The sequence below is a fragment of the Lewinella sp. genome (genome assembly GCF_050633125.1).
GTDB lineage: Bacteria > Bacteroidota > Bacteroidia > Chitinophagales > Saprospiraceae > Lewinella.
Genome location: NZ_JBOEFX010000051.1, coordinates 1 through 22,185, shown reverse-complemented (window position 1 = coordinate 22,185; position 22,185 = coordinate 1). Strand labels below are relative to the sequence as shown.

The 22,185-nt window shown below is 43.3% G+C and carries 20 protein-coding genes and 2 pseudogenes; 10 read left to right on the top strand and 12 right to left on the bottom strand.

Annotated elements, in window-relative coordinates:
* The first annotated feature begins 36 nt into the window (after positions 1–36).
* Positions 37–2,655 carry an AAA family ATPase gene (locus tag ACRBG0_RS12185; RefSeq protein WP_431487161.1) on the top strand — a complete coding sequence of 873 codons (2,619 nt, stop codon included), beginning with the start codon at positions 37–39 and terminating at the stop codon, positions 2,653–2,655.
* On the opposite strand, the gene ACRBG0_RS12180 is transcribed toward ACRBG0_RS12185, so the two are convergent.
* The 3 genes from ACRBG0_RS12180 to ACRBG0_RS12170 are packed head-to-tail and all read right to left on the bottom strand — an operon-like array spanning position 2,636 to position 4,467.
* On the bottom strand, positions 2,636–3,622 hold the full coding sequence (locus tag ACRBG0_RS12180) for a CdaR family protein (RefSeq protein WP_431487160.1): 987 nt from the start codon (positions 3,620–3,622) through the stop codon (positions 2,636–2,638). The two genes, ACRBG0_RS12185 and ACRBG0_RS12180, sit on opposite strands and share 20 nt — an antisense overlap.
* Entirely contained in the window at positions 3,603–3,923 is a 321-nt protein-coding gene (gene yajC, locus ACRBG0_RS12175) for a preprotein translocase subunit YajC (protein WP_020537621.1), read from the bottom strand. The genes ACRBG0_RS12180 and yajC overlap by 20 nt, the downstream gene beginning before the upstream one ends.
* A 55-nt stretch (positions 3,924–3,978) precedes the next feature.
* A complete protein-coding gene (locus ACRBG0_RS12170) occupies positions 3,979–4,467 on the bottom strand; it encodes a DUF1573 domain-containing protein (RefSeq protein ID WP_431487159.1) in 489 nt (162 codons plus the stop codon).
* Between the two features lie 177 nt (positions 4,468–4,644).
* Between ACRBG0_RS12170 and ACRBG0_RS12165 the strand changes: the two genes are divergently transcribed.
* Positions 4,645–5,172, top strand: coding sequence for a shikimate kinase (locus tag ACRBG0_RS12165; protein ID WP_431487158.1), 528 nt, complete (start codon positions 4,645–4,647; stop codon positions 5,170–5,172).
* Positions 5,173–5,183: 11 nt separating this feature from the next.
* Here the strand turns inward: ACRBG0_RS12165 and folE are convergent, their stop codons facing one another.
* Positions 5,184–5,900, bottom strand: coding sequence for a GTP cyclohydrolase I FolE (folE, locus tag ACRBG0_RS12160; RefSeq protein WP_431487157.1), 717 nt, complete (start codon positions 5,898–5,900; stop codon positions 5,184–5,186).
* A gap of 624 nt (positions 5,901–6,524) precedes the next feature.
* On the opposite strand from folE, the gene lpdA reads away from it, so the two are divergent.
* Positions 6,525–7,922, top strand: a complete 1,398-nt coding sequence (gene lpdA, locus ACRBG0_RS12155) for a dihydrolipoyl dehydrogenase (protein ID WP_431487156.1) — start codon at positions 6,525–6,527, stop codon at positions 7,920–7,922.
* A 75-nt stretch (positions 7,923–7,997) separates the two neighbouring features.
* Here lpdA and ACRBG0_RS12150 read toward each other — a convergent pair.
* From ACRBG0_RS12150 to ACRBG0_RS12135, 4 genes and pseudogenes are all read right to left on the bottom strand, one after another.
* Positions 7,998–8,282 (bottom strand): annotated as a pseudogene (locus ACRBG0_RS12150) (peptide chain release factor-like protein); the annotation flags it as partial.
* Between the two features lie 2 nt (positions 8,283–8,284).
* Positions 8,285–9,083: pseudogene (locus ACRBG0_RS12145) on the bottom strand (PCRF domain-containing protein); the annotation flags it as partial.
* Positions 9,084–9,094: 11 nt separating this feature from the next.
* On the bottom strand, positions 9,095–10,021 hold the full coding sequence (locus tag ACRBG0_RS12140) for an FKBP-type peptidyl-prolyl cis-trans isomerase (RefSeq protein WP_431487155.1): 927 nt from the start codon (positions 10,019–10,021) through the stop codon (positions 9,095–9,097).
* Positions 10,022–10,034: 13 nt separating this feature from the next.
* Positions 10,035–11,039, bottom strand: a complete 1,005-nt coding sequence (locus ACRBG0_RS12135; RefSeq protein ID WP_431487154.1) for a DHH family phosphoesterase — start codon at positions 11,037–11,039, stop codon at positions 10,035–10,037.
* A gap of 141 nt (positions 11,040–11,180) precedes the next feature.
* On the opposite strand from ACRBG0_RS12135, the gene ACRBG0_RS12130 reads away from it, so the two are divergent.
* Positions 11,181–11,603, top strand: coding sequence for a nucleoside-diphosphate kinase (locus ACRBG0_RS12130; RefSeq protein ID WP_020537630.1), 423 nt, complete (start codon positions 11,181–11,183; stop codon positions 11,601–11,603).
* Positions 11,604–11,706: 103 nt separating this feature from the next.
* On the opposite strand, the gene ACRBG0_RS12125 is transcribed toward ACRBG0_RS12130, so the two are convergent.
* A complete protein-coding gene (locus ACRBG0_RS12125) occupies positions 11,707–11,913 on the bottom strand; it encodes a hypothetical protein (protein ID WP_431487153.1) in 207 nt (68 codons plus the stop codon).
* 109 nt (positions 11,914–12,022) lie between these two features.
* On the opposite strand from ACRBG0_RS12125, the gene ACRBG0_RS12120 reads away from it, so the two are divergent.
* Positions 12,023–12,688, top strand: coding sequence for a YggS family pyridoxal phosphate-dependent enzyme (locus ACRBG0_RS12120; protein WP_431487152.1), 666 nt, complete (start codon positions 12,023–12,025; stop codon positions 12,686–12,688).
* 34 nt (positions 12,689–12,722) lie between these two features.
* Here ACRBG0_RS12120 and ACRBG0_RS12115 read toward each other — a convergent pair whose 3' ends face one another.
* Positions 12,723–13,094 carry a TfoX/Sxy family protein gene (locus tag ACRBG0_RS12115; protein ID WP_431487151.1) on the bottom strand — a complete coding sequence of 124 codons (372 nt, stop codon included), beginning with the start codon at positions 13,092–13,094 and terminating at the stop codon, positions 12,723–12,725.
* Positions 13,095–13,216: 122 nt separating this feature from the next.
* Here ACRBG0_RS12115 and ACRBG0_RS12110 point away from each other — a divergent pair, with 122 nt between their 5' ends.
* Complete coding sequence (locus ACRBG0_RS12110) at positions 13,217–14,749, top strand: S8 family peptidase (RefSeq protein WP_431487150.1); 1,533 nt, start codon at positions 13,217–13,219, stop codon at positions 14,747–14,749.
* Positions 14,750–14,838: 89 nt separating this feature from the next.
* On the opposite strand, the gene pruA is transcribed toward ACRBG0_RS12110, so the two are convergent.
* On the bottom strand, positions 14,839–16,470 hold the full coding sequence (pruA, locus tag ACRBG0_RS12105; protein ID WP_431487149.1) for an L-glutamate gamma-semialdehyde dehydrogenase: 1,632 nt from the start codon (positions 16,468–16,470) through the stop codon (positions 14,839–14,841).
* Between the two features lie 105 nt (positions 16,471–16,575).
* On the bottom strand, positions 16,576–17,298 hold the full coding sequence (locus ACRBG0_RS12100) for a glycosyltransferase (protein ID WP_431487148.1): 723 nt from the start codon (positions 17,296–17,298) through the stop codon (positions 16,576–16,578).
* 392 nt (positions 17,299–17,690) lie between these two features.
* On the opposite strand from ACRBG0_RS12100, the gene ACRBG0_RS12095 reads away from it, so the two are divergent.
* From ACRBG0_RS12095 to ACRBG0_RS12080, 4 genes are all read left to right on the top strand, one after another.
* Positions 17,691–18,098, top strand: a complete 408-nt coding sequence (locus tag ACRBG0_RS12095; protein WP_431487147.1) for a hypothetical protein — start codon at positions 17,691–17,693, stop codon at positions 18,096–18,098.
* A 153-nt stretch (positions 18,099–18,251) separates the two neighbouring features.
* A complete protein-coding gene (locus ACRBG0_RS12090) occupies positions 18,252–19,271 on the top strand; it encodes a hypothetical protein (RefSeq protein WP_431487146.1) in 1,020 nt (339 codons plus the stop codon).
* Positions 19,272–19,359: 88 nt separating this feature from the next.
* Complete coding sequence (locus tag ACRBG0_RS12085) at positions 19,360–20,907, top strand: phosphate ABC transporter substrate-binding/OmpA family protein (RefSeq protein ID WP_431487145.1); 1,548 nt, start codon at positions 19,360–19,362, stop codon at positions 20,905–20,907.
* 157 nt (positions 20,908–21,064) lie between these two features.
* Entirely contained in the window at positions 21,065–21,658 is a 594-nt protein-coding gene (locus ACRBG0_RS12080) for a hypothetical protein (protein WP_431487144.1), read from the top strand.
* Positions 21,659–22,185: the final 527 nt, after the last annotated feature.

Sequence of the window (22,185 nt, the reverse complement as noted above, 5' to 3'; positions counted from 1 at the left end):
TTCTCCTCTAAAAACGATAGCTGCTTATCTTTACTTATGGCCGAAGCGCACTCACATCCCCTCAGAGAAAATTTTAAGTTCAAAGAACTTAAAGTCTACTCCTCTACGGAATGGCTAGCGGATAATCGAAAAAAATACCGCCAGGTTTTTGATCGCTATACAACAACCTTTGTTTACGCTGAACTTTCCTTTTACAATCGGCTATTTGACGAAGAAGATTGGGACGTATCTGTTGACATGGTCTGTTACTCGCTCCGAAAAGGCAAACGCGAGATTTGCCGCTTAAGCATTAGCAAAAAAATCAGCAAATACGACAATATTGCTTACATCCGTGAAGGATGGGGAAATAAAGCAGAAGGCAGTTTTTGGAAGAAAGGCACCTACTACTGGGAAGCCTTTCTGGATGGCCAAAAAGTTGGTTCTAAGTATTTTTATATTGAAGATGCTAACCAAGAACCCCACCCCGAAGAAAATCCTTACCTGGAAGTACAGAGTGTACGATTGTATGAAGGCCCTTACGATGACGTAAATGAAGACGACCGTAAATACTTTAAAGCCTTCAATTGCGAAGAAACACGGTATATCTACGTTGAAATATTATTGAAAAATTTGCTCCCTGAAAAGAACTGGCAATGTGAATTGTTCACTAAATTCTTCAATAATGCTCGCGAGCTAAAGGGGCAAGTCGTACGTTTACAAAAGGTAGAAAAAGGCAAAGACACCATTCAACTTACTGCTGGCTGGGGTTCCAATGTACAAGGCTCCTGGCGCAAGGATCGCTACACGGTAGAACTCGTCTTTATGGATGAGTTACTGGCCAGTACCCCTTTTGAGGTTGGTGTTGAATACATAGAGGGAGATCCTGCCGTATGGCTGCCAAACGGAATTACTCCTGTAGTTTTAGCGCCCGAAGATGGCGATCGCCGTACTTTTTCAGAAGTCGTTGAAAATCTTGATGATCTTATTGGGTTAAAAACCATTAAGAAACAAGTCAAGGAACACGCTCAGTATATTCAATTCCTCCAGCTACGGCGAGATAAAGGGTTCGCTGAAAAAGACGAAATTAACGTTCACTCCGTTTTTATTGGCAATCCAGGAACAGGTAAAACCACCGTCGCCAGTATGATGGGTAAGCTTTATCACAAGATGGGCTTGCTCAGTAAAGGCCATGTTCACAGTGTAGACCGAGTAGATTTGGTAGGAGAATACATTGGCCAGACTGCTCCTAAAGTCAAAGAAGCCATAGAAAAAGCTCGCGGCGGCGTGCTCTTCGTAGACGAAGCTTATTCGCTCGCTCGCTCCCAAGATGACTCTAAAGATTTTGGCCGCGAAGTAATAGAAATTCTCGTCAAAGAGATGAGTAACGGACCTGGTGACCTCGCTGTTATTGCGGCAGGCTACCCTCGTGAAATGAAATATTTCCTCGACAGTAATCCTGGCTTAAAATCTCGTTTCAAGCACCGCTTTGAGTTTCCTGACTACCTTCCTCAGGAACTTATCGAAATTGCCCGTTTTGCTGCTCAGCACATGGAGGTCAACCTAGCGCCTGAAGCTGCACAAAGGATTGATATCATTATTACTGAAGCTTTCAGAAATAGAGATCGTTCCTTTGGTAATGCTCGCTTTGTATTTGACCTCGTAGAAAAGGCTAAAGTCAATCTGGGGTTGCGGATAATGGCACATACCAATCCCCGCCAACTATCCAATGAAGAATTGGAATTGGTTACCGAGAACGATGTTGCCCAGATTGATCTAAAAAACATTAAGCAACTTCCTGATATTCCCGTCGACGAGGCATTACTTAATGAAAGTTTGCTGGAATTGGACCAGCTTATTGGCATGAAAAATATCAAGGCGGAAATCAGGGAAATGGTGCAATTGGTCAGGTACTACCGATTGTCAAAAAAAGATGTTCTTAACCGGTTCTTCCTGCATACTGTTTTTGTAGGCAATCCAGGAACAGGTAAAACAACAGTTGCTCGTATTCTTACCAAAATTTACAAAGCATTAGGTGTACTTGAACGTGGCCACATGATAGAAACCGATCGCCAGGGCATGGTGGCTGGCTATGTGGGGCAAACCGCTACCAAAACGACAGAAAAAATTGATGAAGCACTAGGTGGGGTACTCTTTATAGATGAAGCTTATGCACTCACCCAACGTTCTGCTAGTAGCCAAGGAGACTTTGGGGATGAAGCTATTCAAACGCTTCTCAAACGAATGGAAGATCAGCGTGGACAGTTTTTTGTCTTTGTCGCCGGATACCCTGACAATATGGAACACTTTCTAAAAGCCAATCCTGGCCTTAGTTCTCGATTTGACAAGACCCTCCGATTTGAAGACTATGCCCCAGAAGAATTGGTTCAAATAGCAGAGAAAATGTTTGAAGACCAAAACCTTCTCCTTAATGGGGCTGCTCATACCCATATAACAAGGTACCTCAACTTTGTCCATAATTTGCGCGACAAGTTTTTTGGTAATGCACGTACCGTTCGTAAAATTGTAGAAGAGGTCATCAAGGCACATGACCTTAGGCTCGCTGCCGCGAATGAAGATATTCTGGCCAATGAAATCACCTTGGCCGATGCGCAGGTATTGAAGATGGACAAGAACAGTTTACAATTTTCTCGGCCAGCTATTGGCTTTCGGAAGTAGGTAAATTTTCATTTGGTTTTATGACAAAAAACTCTGTGGCGCGGGGAGTGATCAAGGCGTTATGCAAATAAGCAGGTTGAGCTACCAATTCAAGAGGAACGGTATTTTTCCCTTCACGGATAAACGTTTTATTCAAATCCGCAATCAACCGGAAGTTCTCTGGAGAGAGATCATTATAATGACTAAGGCCAATCACACATTTTATCAATGCTTTGTCAGGAAACAATCTAATGCTATCCGCCAGAGGGTTTACGACTTCCACATTTACAAAAATGCTCTTCTCTGTATATCGTTCTACAGGAACTTTCACTTGAATTGCATCCGGCGCAATACGTAGTCCATCTTCGGGGACTCTCAAAGTTAGCTGGCCTTCGTAATCTTTACTCAAGTTATTTAACAAAAGGCTATCAGTGGCCCAATAGCTGAGTGGTGTTACCTGGCTTATTGGGCCAGTAATCCAAACCGAGTCAGGAGAAAGAATAATAGAATCTGCCAGATGATGTTCATCAGCAAAGGAGAGTTCTCTAAAAAGTCTGATAGGCAACAATACCTGTTCCTGCCCCTCTAGTGGTATTCTTACTCCGTCAAAGACCAAATTCGTAATTTCTACTTCTTTGTCATTAACCAAGTCATCTAGATCCGAACGAATTTGAGTAGGGCTAAGATTGAAAACCGTATGATCATCTACCTCGTAAGCTAGATCATAATGCTTACCCATTATTCCTGCTACCAAAAAATACCAGCCCTGTGCAGTAAGATTGACTAATACCGATTCTGGTGGAGGGGTAACAAAGGCTTTGCCCTGAGGTAACTCATAATAGAGATCGACCGTACGAACGACGGTGTATTCTTTAGAAAACTTAACAAGCAACCAGAATATAAAGGCAAAACCTAGACAAATCGCCAGAATCGTACGATCCTCCGGCGATTTGTCTGCAAGGGGATTTCTAATTTTTAGTCGCTTCATTGAAGAAAGCGTCTGTCATTTCTTTAGAAATAGCACTTCGAGTGATAGGAATGAATACTTTTCCTGCCTCAAGTACAATTGTCTTTTCCTCAATTTTATTGATCTTACCTACTATACCACTAGCGGTAACAACCTCATCGCCTTTGGCTAGGTTTTTCATAAACTCTCCCTGTTCGCGCTGGCGTTTTGCCTGAGGACGAATTAGAAAGAGCCAAAAGATAAGCAACATTGCTCCGAAAAAAACAAGTTGCACCATCCCTCCGCCAGAAGCGGCCTGTAATAGTAATGTGGAAAACTCCATATAAATAGCTTATTTATTGATAACTCAAAGGTAATCATCTTAGCCGAAATTCCGACTAACTACTTTCTCCATCCACCTGACCATTAAGATAAATTGTGGTTTTAGCAGGAATGGTATTTGCGGTAATAGTAATTGGCTTGTTCTGCCTCCCGCTTTTATTCTTCGTATCAAAACGTACAGGGATCACTCCTCCCTCTCCAGGAGCAATAGCCGTCTTGGGCCAATCTGCTACCGTACAACCACAAGTGGATCGTACATTGCTAATAATAAGAGGTACTTTTCCTGTATTGACAAAAGAAAAATCATGCGAAACTACTGCACCTTCATCTACCCTCTCATACTCATAACTGAGTTCCGAGAAGGTAATTTTCGCAACATTATTAGTATCAATTTCTTCCTGATCTGCTGTTATCGGATTCCTGATAATATCAGAGATGCCACCTTCAATGGCCTCTTCCTTATTCTCAGAACCGCTAGCTACCGTGGTTTCATTGCAAGAAACCATCAACAACACTAGCATGCTTAAAAGCATATTCTTAACCATAAATATTCTTGTTTTTATAGCGGGCAAAGATACGGCATTTGCGACAAACCTCCACCTTCAGTGAGTGAACAGCCACTGTTGTTGAGTTACTGACATTAACCATAGGTTTTCTAGCTTCTAAAATTCAATTTCCGAACAACTCACAGTAACTTAGCATCACACTGCAATCACTACCTAATGCATAAGTCAATTTTTTTGGTTGGTTTTATGGGCTCTGGCAAGTCTCATGTCGGTATCAAACTGGCGGACTACCTATATTGTCCTTTCTACGATATTGACCAAATGATCGAGCGGCAGGCCGGTAAATCAATCAGCGAGATTTTTGCTCAGGAAGGAGAAGCTTGGTTTAGGGTTTTAGAACGCAGAGCTTTACATGACACCATTTATAAAACGCCTGGAATAATTGCTACAGGCGGCGGTGTCCCTTGTTTTTTTGACAATATAGAATGGATGAATAAGCAAGGTGTTGTCATCTTCCTTGACGCCTCGGAGGAAGTTCTCTTTCAACGTCTCTGGAAAGGCCGCAGCAAAAGGCCGCTTTTGAATGGTCTGACTATAGAAAAGTTGCAAATATTCATTAAGCAAAAAATGGAAGAACGCCGCCCTTTTTATGAAAAGGCCGCCGTTCATTATCTTATTCAAAGCCATGAACAAGCTACCGCCGAAGACATAAACATCCAACTTAATTCTATTACGGGGCATTAACCAAAGCAACGCTATTTGCTCCAGATGGTTTGCAAAAATTCCTGTCGAACATTTTCGTTCAAAAATTTCCCACTATAATCAGATGTTGATGTTACCGAGGCCTCATGTTGAACACCACGAGACTGTACACACATATGATAAGCTTCAATATACACCGCTACATCTTCTGTGCCTAAAACACTTTTTAGTTCTTCTGCGATCTGGATCGTCAATCGTTCTTGAACCTGCGGGCGTTTAGCATAATACTCGACAATACGATTTAGCTTTGACAAACCGATAACATTGCCATTGGCCATATAAGCAATATGCGCCTTGCCGTAAATAGGCAAAAAGTGGTGTTCACAAAAGGAGTGCAATTTTATATCCTTTTCTACCAGCATCTGCTTATAACGATACTTGTTCTCAAACAAAGAAATATTCGGCTTTGCCTTTGGGTTAAGACCTGAGAAGATTTCTTTCACAAACATCTTAGCTACCCGTCGTGGCGTATCTTGTAGAGAATCATCGGTGAGATCAAGCCCCAGCGTATCCATTATTTCACGAAAATGGCCTTCAATAATTTCCATTTTCTCTTCGTCAGTCCGCACAAATGCGTCAGTCCGCATCGGCGTACTAATGTCTATCAAATTGGGGATAACATTGGGATTGGTCATTAAGGCTTTTTCATTGTCAGTCGTGGGGCCACTTTTACTTATACTATCAACGGCAGGAAATTCGTCCTTGCGCATTTTATTTATTTTTTGAATGAAAATCTATTTTATGATCTTGAAAGCTAATTAGAAACGTCATCTGACCGCTTTTGTTTATCCTCCTACCGCTATCTCGGTAAATAATGCCCTTCAAAACCGTTATTACAATGTTTACAACATCTTGTTGGGCATTTTTTTTTTCAGAGTGCCCCATTTAGGGTTAAGCCTTGTTTTTCAAGGGCTTTACAACGTACAACAGCTTGTTTGCAAGAATATTTTATAATATATAAAATATTGTAGAACAATTGATTAAGCAAAAAAATGATACTTTTTAACACAAGGTTTACAAGAAGGTTTTTTTGGATAATATTTGGTAGCCGAGGACAAAAACCCTAATTTTACATCGTTAAGCGAGTCTACACTCCGGTCGAACATGAATAATGATCCCGGAGAGATTTTCCAGAAGCGTAAGAAAGGGTGCGTCCGTTTTTGTTCATCAATAGTTTTCTGTTAATGATAAAGAATATCGACGGCTCTTTGCAAAATATTATTTGGTATCAGTAAGTTTATTCGAACCCTGTCAGTTCCTGATGGGGTTCTTTTTTTGGCGAATAGTTAACTATATTTGCGCCACAGAACAGTCTAAAAAAATCAAATACCCTTATGAATTTTGATCTGATAGTAATTGGTTCCGGCCCAGGAGGATACGTTGCAGCAATTCGCGCATCACAGCTTGGACTAAAAGTAGGTGTAGTAGAACGTGAAAACCTGGGAGGTGTATGCCTTAACTGGGGTTGTATTCCTACCAAGGCTCTATTAAAAAGTGCACAGGTTTTTGAATATATCCAGCACGCCGAAGACTACGGCATTTCCGTAAAAGACGCCAAGGCAGACTTTGGAGGAATGATCGGCCGCAGCCGGAACGTAGCTGAAGGCATGAGTAAGGGTATCAATTTCCTCTTCCGCAAAAACAAAATCACGACCATTGAAGGCGAAGGTCGTCTAGTTCGTGGCAAGAAAGTAGAGGTAACGGATAAGGGCGGTAAAAAAACGACCTACGAAGCAGCTCATATTATAGTTGCTACCGGTGGACGTGCTCGTCAATTGCCTAATATTCCTATTGATGGTAAAAAAATTATCGGATACCGGGAAGCCATGACACTTGATAAGCAACCAAAGAAAATGGTTGTCGTTGGCGCTGGTGCTATCGGTGTAGAGTTTGCCTACTTCTACAGCAGCATTGGTACAGAGGTTACTATTGTAGAATTCATGGAGCAAGGCTTGGTTCCTCGTGAAGATGCCGATATATCTAAGGAACTGACCAAAATTTACAAGAAAAAAGGTATCAGCGTAATGGCCAACAGTGCTGTTCAATCTGTAGATACAAAAGGAAGCTCCTGTAAAGTGGTCGTTAAAAACCGCAAAACGGACAAAGAAGAGACCATCACTTGTGATGTTGTTCTTTCTGCAGCCGGCGTAACTCCGAATACTGAAAACATCGGACTGGAGGAGTTAGGTATTAAAACAGATCGCGGGATGATTGAAGTAGATGCTTTCTACCAAACCAACGTCCCTGGTATCTATGCTATTGGTGATGTAGTTGCCACGCAGGCGCTTGCTCACGTAGCCAGTGCCGAAGGAATTATCTGCGTTGAAAAAATCGCAGGGCACACTCCTGAGCCATTAGACTACAACAATATTCCAGGCTGTACCTACTGCTCACCTGAAGTAGCATCTGTTGGTTATACAGAAGCAGCTGCCAAGGAAGCGGGGTATGAAGTTAAAGTTGGCAAATTTCCTTTCACAGCTTCAGGAAAAGCTAAAGCTGCTGGTGCCAGCGAAGGTTTCGTAAAGGTTATTTTCGATGCCAAATACGGGGAATGGCTAGGCGCTCACTTCATTGGAGCAAACGTTACTGAAATGATCGCAGAGGTTGTGGTTGCCCGCAAACTGGAAACGACAGGTCATGAGATCATCAAATCAGTACACCCCCACCCTACCATGAGCGAAGCGGTGATGGAAGCTGCTGCTGCTGCCTATGGCGAGGTGATTCACATGTAAGCATCAAACCTAGACAGGTATCAAGACAAATGCCATTTTCTGAATCAATCAGAAAATGGCATTTCTTGTTTTTGATTAAGCTGTACCATCGTACATCAGCCAAGCCTTCAGAAAACCATCAATTTGCCCATCCAGCACCGCTTCTGTTTGGGGAGTCTGATAGCCCGTGCGGTGATCTTTGACTCTTCGATCATCAAGTACATAGGAACGGATTTGAGAGCCCCATTCATTCTTCATTTTTTGCGACTCCAGGTCGTCCTTCTCTTGGCGTTGTCTTTCCAGTTCTAATTCATAAAGCCGAGATTTGAGCATTTGCATGGCTTTCTCCCGGTTCATATGCTGCGAACGTTCCTCCTGGCANNGGAAACCACAACCCCTGAAGGTAGGTGTCTTAAACGTACAGCAGATTCCGTTTTGTTAACGTGCTGTCCGCCTGCTCCGCTAGCGCGGAAAGTATCCCATTCTATATCAGCAGGATTGACATCGACTTCGATGCTATCGTCGACCATAGGGTGAACAAAAACGGATGCAAACGACGTCATGCGTTTACCTTGTGAATTGAAAGGACTTATCCTCACCAAACGGTGTACCCCATTTTCACCTTTGAGTAATCCATAGGCAAAATCACCTTTAATTTCCAAGGATATAGACTTCACACCAGCGACGTCTCCATCCTGGCGATCTAGTTCTGATATTTTGAAACCTTGCTTTTCAGCCCACATCAGGTACATTCTCCCAAGCATTTCTGCCCAATCACAGGCTTCTGTACCTCCGGCACCTGCATTGATCTCAAGAATGGCATTCAGCTCATCCTCAGGCCGATTAAGCGTAGAATGGAATTCAACATCTTCTAATAATTCTACAACTTGTTCATACCGATCATCAACCTCTTGCTCGGTTCCTTCACCTTCTTTAAGAAATTCAAAAAGTATTTCCAAGTCCTCAATAGCAGAGGCTGCCTTTCTGTATTGCCCCAGCCAGTTTTTATGGCCCTTAAGGTCTTTCATAACCCCTTCAGCCAATTTGGGGTCATCCCAAAAGTTGGGGTTGAGCATTTGTTGCTCTAGTTCAGCCAGTTTGTGTTCACGTTCTGCGACGTCAAAGATAGTGCCTCAACTGATCGAGGCGACTGTGCAGTTTTTGCAATTGCTCTGCGGTCATGATAATAATATTTATTGAGGAAGCTTTGAAGCTTCCAATAGTTCAAAATAATAAAACAGGGTATCCTCTGGTCCAATAAAAGGTGCTTTACCCAAATCGCCATACCCCAATGATGGTGGCACAGCTAATAAAATTTGACCTCCAGCGCCAATGATATCTAAACTCTCCTCCCATGCTTTGATAACACTCCCTTTTCCTGCGGTAAAAGAAAAAGGAGTATCCAGCGTGTAATTCTCTCCAAAAACGGTACCATCTTCCAAGCTACCTATATACTTTACCCAAACGTTTTCTCCCTCCTGGGCTTGCTTACCTGATCCTTTGGCAAGAATAGAATAGTACAAACCAGATTCAGTAGAAGTACTAACCGTTTTGTAATCGTTTTTATAACGCTCTAATGCATCCAATATCGCAGAAGCTTCCGGAAGCTCTACTAATTGCTCGCGCAAATCGACTTTAACCAAAGGAGCCTCTCCTTCTGATTGGAGTTCATATAATCCTTCATCCTCTCCTTCATCATCACTTCCTTCTGAAACAATTCTACGTAAAACCACATCATAATAAAGTAGATCCGCCGATGCTAGTCCTGGTGCAACTCTCATTTCATCAGTCACTTTCATCACGACAGTTACACTATCACCAACACTCATCAAAGGTAAAATGTCCGCTACTGGGTCAGGTTTTTTTATTGGATTTAGCGATGGGTCTTGAAGTACTGCACGCATTCCTTTTGTCCCATTAGGGGAAGAATAAAGTAACGTATCCTGCGTGCGGATTTGAAAAAAAACAAAGACTTCATCACCAAAAGACGGCTTATCTCCTCCTGTTTCCAGATGCTGCCAATAATCGTACCCGTGCTCCGTCTGTCCGTCGTACTGATGGCAACTTTGTGCCAATAGTATAATCACCGACAAGCATAAATAGGCGAAAAATCGAATCACTATGTGAAGTTGTTTAAGACTGGAGTTGTTCCTTGTTCTCCTCTAAGATTTCTTTAAAGCGCCTTACAGTTACAGCCAGGCTATGAAAACTGGCTCCACCGGCTGCATTCTTATGGCCACCCCCTCGAAAATTGCGCTTGGCCATTTCCTGAACATCAATATCTCCTTTAGAACGCAAACTTAGTTTTACAATCTTAGGCTGTTCATGAATAAAGGCCGCCAGTTTCACATTCCGTAATTTGAGAAGAAAATTAACGACACCTTCTGTATCACCACGCTTGATATCAAAAAAGGAATAATCTTCTTTCGTAAGCGTAATAATACCTGTTTGATACTCCGGCAGAATCTCAAGTCGGTTATATAAGCAATGCCCTAAAATGCGCAATTGCTTTTCATTCATGCTATTAAAAATCAAATCTTGAAGGCGAAGATCATCCACCCCCATTTCTAGCAAATTGGCTACTGTGCGAAATAATTTCGGTGAATTACTGTACTTAAAAGACCCCGTATCTGTTAGGATTCCTGTAAACAAGCACTCTCCTATCATCTGGTCCAGATAATCTTCCTGCCCCAGCATGTGAATAAAATCATAAACTAATTCACATGTAGAACTAGCTGTCGTTTCACTCAATACAAAATCCGCAAAAGGCTCAGGGAAAAGGTGATGGTCTATCATCACTTTTGGGCATCGAGCATCTTCTACCAACTCTCCGGCTTTATCGATTCTATCTAAAGAATTGAAGTCCAAACAGAATATCAACGTTGCTCTTTTAACAATGTATTCTACTTCTTCGGGGTCGTGGTCATAAATGACGATATCATTAGCTTGCGGCATCCACGACAAAAAGTCGGGATAATCGGAAGGTGCAACAATCTTTACATTGTGTCCATTTTTTTGTAAAAAAAGACTTAGACCAAGGGAAGACCCTACTGCGTCGCCGTCTGGATTACGATGAGTAAGAATAACCACATCTTGTGGTGTATTAAGCAGCTTTTTAAGCTCTTCTAAATTTTCCATAATTGTGCATATACTGGGGGGTGCGAAGTTGATAAAAATAATTGATTCTGCCAAAATGTTTGAAGGGGGCTTTGGCGCTCGCTTGCATTTGTTTACTTTTGCGTCGCTTTTTACAAATAACGACCAAAACCAAAGCAAAACATGGCTGGTAATATCACTTTTACGATGATCAAACCCGATGCTGTAAAAGCCGGGCACATCGGCGGCATCCTTGCACAGATCAACGAGGCAGGTTTCCGTATCGTAGCGATGAAACTCACCAAACTATCGGCAGAGAAAGCTGGCGAATTTTACGCTGTTCACAAAGAACGTCCATTTTATGGCGAACTCGTTGAGTTCATGTCTAGTGGCTCAATCGTAGCTGCTGTTCTTGAAAAAGACAATGCGGTAGAAGATTTCCGTACGCTGATTGGTGCAACCAATCCTGCTGAAGCTGCTGAAGGTACTATTCGTGCCAAGTATGCTACCAGCATTGGCGAAAACGCAGTACACGGTTCTGACTCTGATGAGAACGCACAAATTGAAGCTTCTTTCCACTTCTCTGTAACCGAGATGTTTAAGTAAGCTACTTGTTTTCTATAGAAAAAGCCACTAAGACATTATGCTCTTAGTGGCTTTTTCTATTGGCTACTTAAGGATTCAGCTCAACTGAAACCGAAAACCTTCATCAGGGAAGAATCTCGGTTGAAGCAGCTACCGTTTCATCAGGTGTATCTTCCCCCATCATTTCCATAACAACTTCGGGAAGATATTCGCTCCACGAAACATCATCTTTTACTAAAAAAAAGGTTAATAACCCGCCATACAACAAGGTAGTAATGACGATGGCTTTGCGGCGGTTGCGGCGTTCGATACGATCTACTTGATAAGACATAGTTGGATTTTTCCTTCTCTGGCAATTGTTTTACGTAATAGCAAACGGCATTCCATTAAACCTTATTTTTGAGCCATCCGTTAAAAATGTCATAAAACCATATTAGAGTATGCTCGCTGCTGTCCTACAAAGTATCCAACAAGAACTGGCCCCCTACCAAGCTAAACTCGTTGCTGTTTCTAAAACCTACCCCAAAGAGATGCTGCAAGCAGCCTATGAATGTGGCCACCGTGATTTTGGAGAAAATCGTGTACAGGAGATCGTAGAAAAGGCCGCTGCGCTGCCCAAAGATATTGTTTGGCACTTCATTGGTCATCTACAAACCAACAAAGTCAAATATATTGCACCTTTCGTTGATGTCATACACGCTGTTGATAGTTTTAAACTCCTAAAGGAAATAGATAAACGTGCTGCTGCTAACGAGCGCGTTATCAATGTTTTATTACAGTTCAAAATTGCAGAGGAGGATACAAAATACGGGTACGACGCCGCTGATATTTTCTCTATGCTAGATGAATTACCTTGGCAAGGTTTACAAAATGTTCGTATTGTGGGTGTCATGGGGATGGCAACATTTACAGAGGACAAAAAACAAGTGGATCAGGAATTTAATCAACTAAAAACCTACTTTGACCGCCTTAAGGCCACCTATTTTGAAAACGAGCCTTCTTTCAAGGAAATTTCGATGGGCATGTCAGGCGACTATCCACTCGCCCTTGAGCATGGTAGCACGATGGTGAGAATCGGAAGTAAAATTTTTGGGCATCGGGGATAAAGGAGTTCACAAAAAAACAATCTACACACCTTTGCTACAACTTTTTCTTCTTCTTTTTACTGGCCTTTGCTAAAGGATTAAACGCAAGGCACAGTCCTATCCAATGTGCTAGATCTTCCTCCGTATCAAAACCATCTGGCGTCACAAAAACATAGCCTTTCATTGGCCGTCCAGTGAAGTCCATTGGATGGCACCCCTCCCTCGCTAGTGCATCAATCGAGGCATCCAAGCCTATCCGAGCCATCAGTAAATCAGTTTCTTTCTTTTTATCATAATGGATGCCACAACACATCTTTTCATTTACCATAAAACACAAGCCTCCCATCATTTTTTTCTCAGTAAACGCAGTGTTATGCTCCTCAAAAGCCTTACGAATACGATCTGCTAAATACTCATCAAAAGCCATAAACAATTCTGACTAGTTTAAAAATCATTGCAAAACTTAACACACAAGAAAAGAGAATAATATTATATTCATGCCGCTATTTACTTATTTTTTTTATCAACTATCTACAGAAAAACCGAATTATGATCCGTAACTATCTACTAGTTTGTGTATCGCTCGTGCTGGTAATGGCCAGCTGTGCCAAAGAGCAAGGCTCCGATCAGGAAATCCAAATCAACACTCCTGAGCGTACCAGCAAAGAAGACATCAATGCCTTTGTTCTTTCCCAACTTCACGAAAAAAACATTTTCAAGTGGGAAACAATGAACGATGAAATGCTTTGGAGTGCCATGTCTCATGGCAATGACATTGCTTCAATCGGCTATCAACCGACAAGCTTCACCAACATGGAAGAACGTATCCATGAGATTGACATTACCAAAGAAGAATGGCGGACTGTCCGACAGGATATCATTGATCTCGTACTTAACGAAACTCAGCGGTATTTCCCGGAAGAGAACATTACTGCTGAAAAGCTACTCATGGGGAAACCCATCGAAGAAGTACTGCCCAATTTCAGTATCCTTATCAAGCACCCCGCGATTGTAACTGCATTACGTGAAAGAGCAGACGTACGCTACGTGGAACCGATGAATTATTCGTTCAATGAAGTTGCTGATCGCAGTGATTCTGGTTGTGACATCAGCCCGGCTAGCAACATTCCTTCGGCAGATTACACGACAACTTCCCCTTCTGCAAAGATTCCTTGGAATTTCCACCTGCTTAATATTCCTACTGCCTGGAACACCAGTCAGGGAGACAATATCGGCGTATGCCTAATCGATACAGGCACTTCTCCTAACCAGTCTAAACTTGGTAGTCAATTTGCTTCCGGGCAATCGACCAACCGCTATATTTCACGTTATGGTACTTACGTAAGCTCCTGGTGGTGGTGGGCTTCTCCGGATGGGCCAGATGATGATTGTGGCCACGGTACTCAAATGGCAGGGTTGATTGCTGGCCCCAGAACCTCTGGAGGATCAACGACGGGTGCCGCTTACAAAGCAAACCTAATTGCTTACCGCGCTACCGGAGACGTTGTAATAAATAGCTCTAACGAGAAAGAAGGCGTAAGAGACGCCCTTGTTGCAGCAGGTAATCGCAGTGATGTAAAAATTATCAGCATGTCTATTGGTGATGTTTTCTACAGCAGTACCGTTGCTGACGGTATTTTCTACGCCTACAATCGCGGAAAACTCATCTTTGCTGCTGCGGGTACTTCTTTAAGCTGGACCAGTTGGTGGGGCGTTATCTTCCCTGCAAACATGTCGCAAACAGTAGCTGTAACTGGCGTTAAAGAAGGCTATCCTCTTGAACGCTGTAATACTTGCCATGATGGATCACAAGTAGACTTTATCGTTCCAATGCAGCGCCGCAATGACAACAGCCGCACCTCGCTGACCTTAGCCATGAGTGGCAATACACCTTCTTATGTGGGGGGCTCAAGTGCAGCTACGGCAACAACAGCAGGCGTAGCAGCAATGGTTTGGGCAACAAGTCCTTCTTCCTCAAGAAGCACGATCTTGAATCGACTCAAGAATGCTGCCTCCATTTACCCAAGTCGGGATGGCAACTTCGGCTGGGGTATCATTGATGCTCAGCAAGCAGTAAATTAAGCGTTTGGCTTTAGCCAAAAACGAGAAGAGGGTAAAGGGATCAACAATCCCTCTACCCTCTTTTTATCTATACAACCTTATCTAGCCTACTAAGCTTCTTCCAAGAAAGGATAACGATAATCCTTAGGCGTTACGAAGTTTTCCTTAATTGTTCGTGGACTGATCCACCGATAAAGGTTCAATACAGAACCGGCTTTATCATTGGTACCAGAACCACGCGCTCCACCAAACGGTTGCTGTCCTACAACAGCTCCTGTTGGTTTATCATTGATATAAAAGTTTCCGGCAGCATTACTCAGCTTGTCTGTAACATAATTGATCACAGAACGCTCGCGGGCGAAAATAGAACCCGTAAGTGCATAAGGTGAAGTGCTATCTACTTGATCTAGCATCGTATCAAACTCCGCATCAGGGTAAACATAAATCGTCAGTACCGGGCCAAAAATCTCTTCCTCCATAGTGCGATAATGAGGATCTTTAGCCAACAATATTGTAGGTTCTACAAAATAACCTTCCGACTTATCACAGTTACCTCCGGCAACAATTTCTACGCCATCATCTTTTTTCGCTTGAGCGAGATAACTACTTATTTTATCAAAAGACCGCTCATCAATGACAGCATTGATAAAGTTGGAAAAATCTTCTACCGTACCCATCTTGAAAGTAGCCAAATCTGCTACCAACTTTTCTTTAATAGCAGGCCACAAACTTTCTGGCAAATAAGCCCGAGATGCCGCAGAACACTTTTGTCCCTGGTATTCAAAAGCACCGCGTGCCAGCCCTACAGCTACCTGAACAGCATCTGCTGACGGGTGAGCTACTACAAAATCTTTACCACCTGTTTCTCCTACAATTCGAGGGTAAGAACGGTATTTACTGATGTTTTTGCCAACCATACTCCACAGAGCCTGGAATACTTTGGTGCTCCCAGTAAAGTGCAAGCCCGCAAAATCAGCGTGAGAGAAAACAATATCTCCTGCCATAGGGCCATCTGTATAGATCAAATTGATTACACCTGCCGGCAAGCCTGCCTCGTGGAAAATTTCCATCACCAACTTGGCAGCGAAAATCTGAGTCTCCGCAGGTTTCCACACCACTACATTGCCCATCATTGCTGGAGCAGCAGGTAAGTTACCTGCAATCGCCGTGAAATTGAAAGGGGTAATCGCAAAAACGAAACCTTCCAATGGACGATACTCCATTCTGTTCCAAACCGTTGGGGAACTATTAGGCTGCTGCTGGTAAATCTCTGTCATATACTGCACATTAAAGCGCAGAAAATCAGCAAGTTCAGCAACACAATCAATCTCTGCTTGATAGACATTTTTACTTTGCCCCAGCATAGTAGCCGCATTCATCCGAGCACGGTATGGTCCACTGATCAAATCCGCAGCTTTCAGGAAGACAGCAGCACGATCTTGCCACGGCATTCTTTCCCAAGCTGGCTGAGCAGCCAGCGCTGCATCAATAGCTGCGTTAACATGATTAGAACCACCTTTAGAAAAATGAGCTAAAACGTGCTTTTTCTCATGAGGTGGATGGATCGCTACTTTATTATCAGTAGAAACCCACTCTCCATTAATGTACATTGGCAAATCGAGTGCTTCCTTTTTATACGCAGCAAGCGCCTCTTTTAAAGCCTTACGTTCCGGAGAACCGGAGCGATAATTCAGAATGGGTTCGTTGACAGGTTGTGGGACCTTATAAAATGCGTTAGCCATATTTTGTAAATTGGTTAGGTTTTAATTTCTGCAAACATACTTACTCCCAAGGGAACACCCAAACATGGAGGATCGTTGTATATCGCTATATCTAAAGAAAGGAATCTACTTCTGGACTTGTAGCTTCTTCAGGGCGATCATCGACTGGATATAGCGTTTTGCCAGCGGGATAATTTTCACCTTACTACTACTCACATCGTCCGTCCATTTCACAGGAAGCTCGCAAAGGTTCTTTCCTTGCCACTCAGCAACTGTTAATAATTCTGTGCTAAAAAACCACCCATCGTTTTGTGCACCACCATTCATGAGGTTTTCCAAAATGGAACGATGTAGGAATTTAAAACCGCACATCCCATCAGAAAAGCCTACTCCCAGGTAGCTTTTCAGCAGAAAGTTAAACCCTCTGGAGGCAACTTCTCGTTTAAATGGTCGGTTTATCACCTCAGCATTTGGATGCAACCGAGAGCCATAAACCAAATCACAACCTTGCTGAGCAAGCGCATCGTATGCTTCTGGAAAATGCTGGAGGTCCGTTGCCAAATCTAGGTCCATGTAGCCAACAATATCAGCTTTTGATTGCCCCCATGAGGTTTTTAATGCCAAACCTACCCCCCGTCGAGGAACACTCACCCAATGTACTTCCGGGTATTCCTCGCTAAGCTGTTGAGCTATTGCTCTGGTGCGATCTTCTGAACCATTGTCTGCAATAATGATTTTCCATTGCCCCTGGGTCGTAAAATGATCTTTTAAAAAGGCATACAAAATACCCACTTGGCGCTGTAGAGTAGCCTCTTCATTCAAAACAGGAATCGTAATATCGAAAGTCATTACATTAGCTTTGCACGCGAAGATAGAGCAGGTTTAGGATATTATGGGATACTTTTGTTTACTTTGTAGAAATTCTGACCAGCTTAATCGAAGATTCGTAACTATATCGTGATTAAAGCTATTATTAGAGGTAAGAAATTATGCTAAAAAATCTGAAATCAATTTTCATTGTAGAGGAAGAAGCTCCTGCTAAAAGCAAGGCTAGTTCCCCAACCAAAAATACGCCGTCTAAAGAAAAAGCGCCACAACAGGGCAGTCCTCCCGTTGTGAGTAATCGTGATGGTAAAATCACTAAAAAATTCACAGACATTCTACTCTCGGCGATGGATACTGCCGACCTGGAAGGGTTTGATTATTTAGAGTACAAAAAATCTCTAAAATCCCTTCAGAAGATGAACATGGAAGAGCGCACCGCCTACCAATCCGCCTTCGCGATGGCGCAAACAATGGGTGCTACACCTCAGCATCTGGTCGCCACTGCTCAGCACTACTTAAAGGCACTTCAGCAAGAGGAGCAAAAATTCGAAAAAGCGCTCAGCAATCAACAAGAAAGTAGAATTGGCGCAAAGCGTCAGGAACAACAAACGCTGGCCAACACCATCAAAGACAAAGAGACCCAAATCAAAAAGTTGCAAGCTGAAATTCAGGAACATCAACAAAAATTGGGTAAATTGGACGGCGAAATAAAGCAGGCCGACGCATCAATTGCAAACACAAAAAATGACTTCTTTGCATCTTACCAAAACCTGGTAAAACAAATCCAGGGGGACATTAACAAAATGCAAGAGTATTTAAAATAAGGAACAGCACAGAAATAAATTGAGCCGTCGTTTTTCAAAAAGATGACTAAGCGGTTCACTTTAAGCGTGTCAGCTATTTGGAAAACCACAAAGACGACTCAATTTATTTTTTGCGCAATACTAATACTACACGAAAAATCATCACTGTACTACATGGATAAGACACCGTTAAAATCAAAATCATTCTGGAAACGCCCCGAGGGTGTCACTGGTCTCATTTTTCTGGCCGCACTTGTTGCGGGTGGAGCTTACTTATTGACTACCGTTAACTGGGCCGCAATTTTTGCCAATACACTTGCGCTTGCCGGTACACTAGGTATTCTTGGTATCATCGTTTATATGGTATTGGACCCAAAAATGAGAGCTTTAGTTGGCTTTGGATATAAAAGTATTATGCGTTGGATTACCGGCATATTTGTCCGTGTAGACCCTATTGGCATTCTGAAATCTTATGTAGATGAGCTGCAAGGCAACCTTCGTAAGATGAATAAGCAGATAAGTCAACTACGGGCCCAGATGCATAAGTTGAAGGAGATCATCGTCAACAATCAACGAGAAATCCAGAGCAACCTCCAACTGGCCAGCAAGGCCAAGGCTACTCAGAAGACCAATGTCATGATCCTCAAATCTCGGAGGGCTGGCCGTCTCAAGGAATCTAACCTCAAGTTAGAAGATCTCTATAAAAGGATGGAAGTGCTCTATCGCGTACTCACCAAGATGTATGAAAACAGCCAGATTCTGGCAGAGGATATAAAGGACCAGGTTGCTGTAAAAGAACAAGAGCGTAAGGCTATACACGCCTCCCACTCCGCTATGAATTCCGCGATGAGCATCATCTCTGGCGACCCCGACAAGCGTGCTATGTTCGACATGGCAATGGAAGCTGTCACCGAAGATGTCGCGAATAAAGTAGGTGAAATGGAACGCTTTATGGAAGTCTCTGCCAACTTCATGAACTCCATCGACCTCCAGCAAGGAGTCTTCGAAGAAGACGGCTTGAATATGTTGGAAAAATGGGAAAAGGAAAGTACTTCTTTCATTTTAGGCGAAGAAAAGTCATCCCTTTTGCTTGAAGCAGAAGATGATAATAATATCCTTGACCTCAATGCTCCCGTAACAGAAAAAGTAAGAGCTACGGGTCACCGTAATCAATATGATAATTTTTTTGAGTGACCTGATGTCTTAAAGAAGGTCTGAAGATAGCATAATCATCATATCTCCTTTATTATAGATCATTTGTTCATAAACACCATCACACTTAATGGCTAAACTAACCACGTTTTCGAAATTACTCATCGTATTTTTAGTTGTAGCAGGTGCCTTTTTCGGCATCCGATATGCTACCAACTCTGGCTTAATAGGTAGCGGCACCAATAATCAAGGCAACAATTCTTCCTCGGAGCCTAGCCGCAGTAGCAGCTCCAATAGTGATGATGTTATCAAGATTGGCGTTGTTACCTGGGGTGGCTATGCCGGTGGTCAATACTTCAATGAAGGCTTTGCTGCCAATACCGCTTCGCGGTTTTCAAAAGAATACGGGATTGACGTAGAGTTTGTCCTTAACGATGATTTTGATGCCTCACTAAATGCTTGGAAAGCTGGCGAAATAGACCTGCACTGGTATACCATCGACGCTTTTCCTACTATTCTCCCAGGTTTAGAAGCTTTCGACCCCGTAGCCTTATTCCAGGCCGATTGGTCGAGGGGTGGTGATGCTATCGTCGTTCGTCGTGGTATCCGTACAGTAGCTGACCTCAAAGGCAAGAAAATTGCCGTAGCTGAACTGACACCTTCCCATTCCTTCCTGATCTGGTTGCTTGATGCCGGTGGTTTGAGCATTGACGATGTCGAGATCGTCAAGCAAGCTTCAGCTATCGACGCTGCCGCCGCTTTCAAAAGCCAGCAAGTGGATGCTGCTGTTGTTTGGAGCCCTGATGATGAGCTATCAATCCGTGCCGTCCCTGGCTCTAGAGTACTGGAAAGCACACGCTCTGCGTCTAACATCATCGCTGACTTCTTTTTTGCAAAGCGCGAATACGTCAATGCTAATCGTGATAAGCTTCAAAAGCTTTACGAAGGATGGATGCGTGGTGCCGCCGAAATCAATGCCAGTGCTTCTGCGAAAGGGAAAGCAGGTAAAATTCTTGCCGAAGGACTTGGTATCCCAGAAGCCGATGCCATTGCTGCCATTGACAATGTTCGTTTGGCAACGCATGGTGATAACCGCAACTTCTTTGGCCTAAACACCGACTTCCAGGGGGTTGATGGCAATGGCCTCTATCTACGAATGACAAATGAATACCAAAAATTAGGTGTTATTGATGGCAAAGTTCCTAACTGGCGCCAGATAAGCATGCCTACCCTCATACAACGGACAGAGCTGAGTGGCCCTGACAACGAAGCAGAAGCAAGCAAAACTTTCACCAAGGTAGAAGCTAGCGAAGCTAAAGAGCTTGAAGCTATTGCTTCTAAGCCCGTAAGTATCAACTTCCGTACTGGAGAGCACGTTCTGGACGAAAATGCCAAATACATCATCGACCGGGAATTTGTAGAAATCGCCAAAGCTTTCGCCAATGCCCGTATCAGAATTGAAGGAAATACCGATAATGTAGGTTCTCGAACCAGTAATATTAAGCTTTCAGAGCTTCGTGCACAATCAGTAGCCAATTATCTGATCAAGGAACACAACATGTCTCCTAACCGCCTGATTATTGTAGGTAACGGCCCCGACAAGCCCCTTTCCAGCAATAATACCCAAGACGGTAAAGCTAAAAACCGCCGGACAGACTTCCAGCTCGTTCGCGAGTAAGAATTCTCAGGATTAAATAAAAGCGGCACGAAGCCCCAACGAAGGATCAAAACTTCAAAGGGTCTCGTGCCGCTTTACTTTTTTTAGGCCCTCCACATATTTTAAACAATACCCCTCCTCTCCTACTCGTTTAGCCCCCGTAGCCAACTATCCAACGATGAAGAAATCCTTTCTGGCCATTACGGCCCTTTTCTGTTCTACTATTATTATTGCTCAATCCTATGATCTTGCCGCCGGAGTCCGGCTAGGTACCGACCTAGGTATCAGTGCTAAATTACGTCTCCCTCCAATTGATGAAAATTTCACGCTAGAGACCATTTTACAAACGAGTCTGGAACGAGAGGAAGGAATGCTCACGGTGCTCGGAGAACAACATTTCCCCCTGATCACTCGCCGTGTCAACCTTTATGCAGGTATTGGCGTGCACGCCGGCTGGCTAGAGAATGATCCTGACAGAGTCGGAGATTACAAAGCTCCTGCCGGTATCAGCTTTATCGGCGGCGCTGAACTCAACTTCAAAAATATCAATATCAGTACCGACTTCAAACCTGCCGTCAATCTAAGCGGTGGCGAAAAGCGGATGTATAGTCAAACAGCTATCACCCTCCGCTACATCCCCTTCAAGCGGTACGACATCTTTGAATCCCCCCGCACAAAACGCAAGCGCAAACGCCAAAAAGCCCGCGATCAACGTCGGCAAGATCGTACTACCAACGGCAAAAAAAGCTGGCAATTCTGGAAGAAAGGGTAAACACTCCTTATCATTCATCTGGGGTCGTGCCGGTAGTAGCGTTGCTTCGCAATCGCCACTACGGCACCAGGCTGTCCGCTCTTTCCACCCCAAAGGTGCGGAACCGCTTCCATCCTTCGCCCTTGCCCCCTCCGGGCCCCGCGCTCCGGCCTCACGGCCTGCGCACTGATTTTTGGGTGGTACTCATGCTAAATTCGTGAATTTAGCCTGTACAAGCTCGCCCTTAAATGTCCTTATAATCCCTCATATGGTTCAAAAAACCCTTCAGTGCTTGGTGGTTCAATATGCTTGGTGGTTTAGATATCTGGTCGTTCAAAAAAAATCACCCTTCTAAATTTCGTGAACTCAGCCTACGCCAGCTGATTGTCTCCCCCCTTAAATGCCCTTATAATCCCTTATATGGTTCAAAAAAAACTTCAGTGCTTGGTGGTTCAACAAAAAACGGCAGTCCCCATTTCCAGGAACTGCCGCTTTTGTTTTACTATATCTGTACCATCGAACCAGCTAACGATCCAACAGTCCAACCT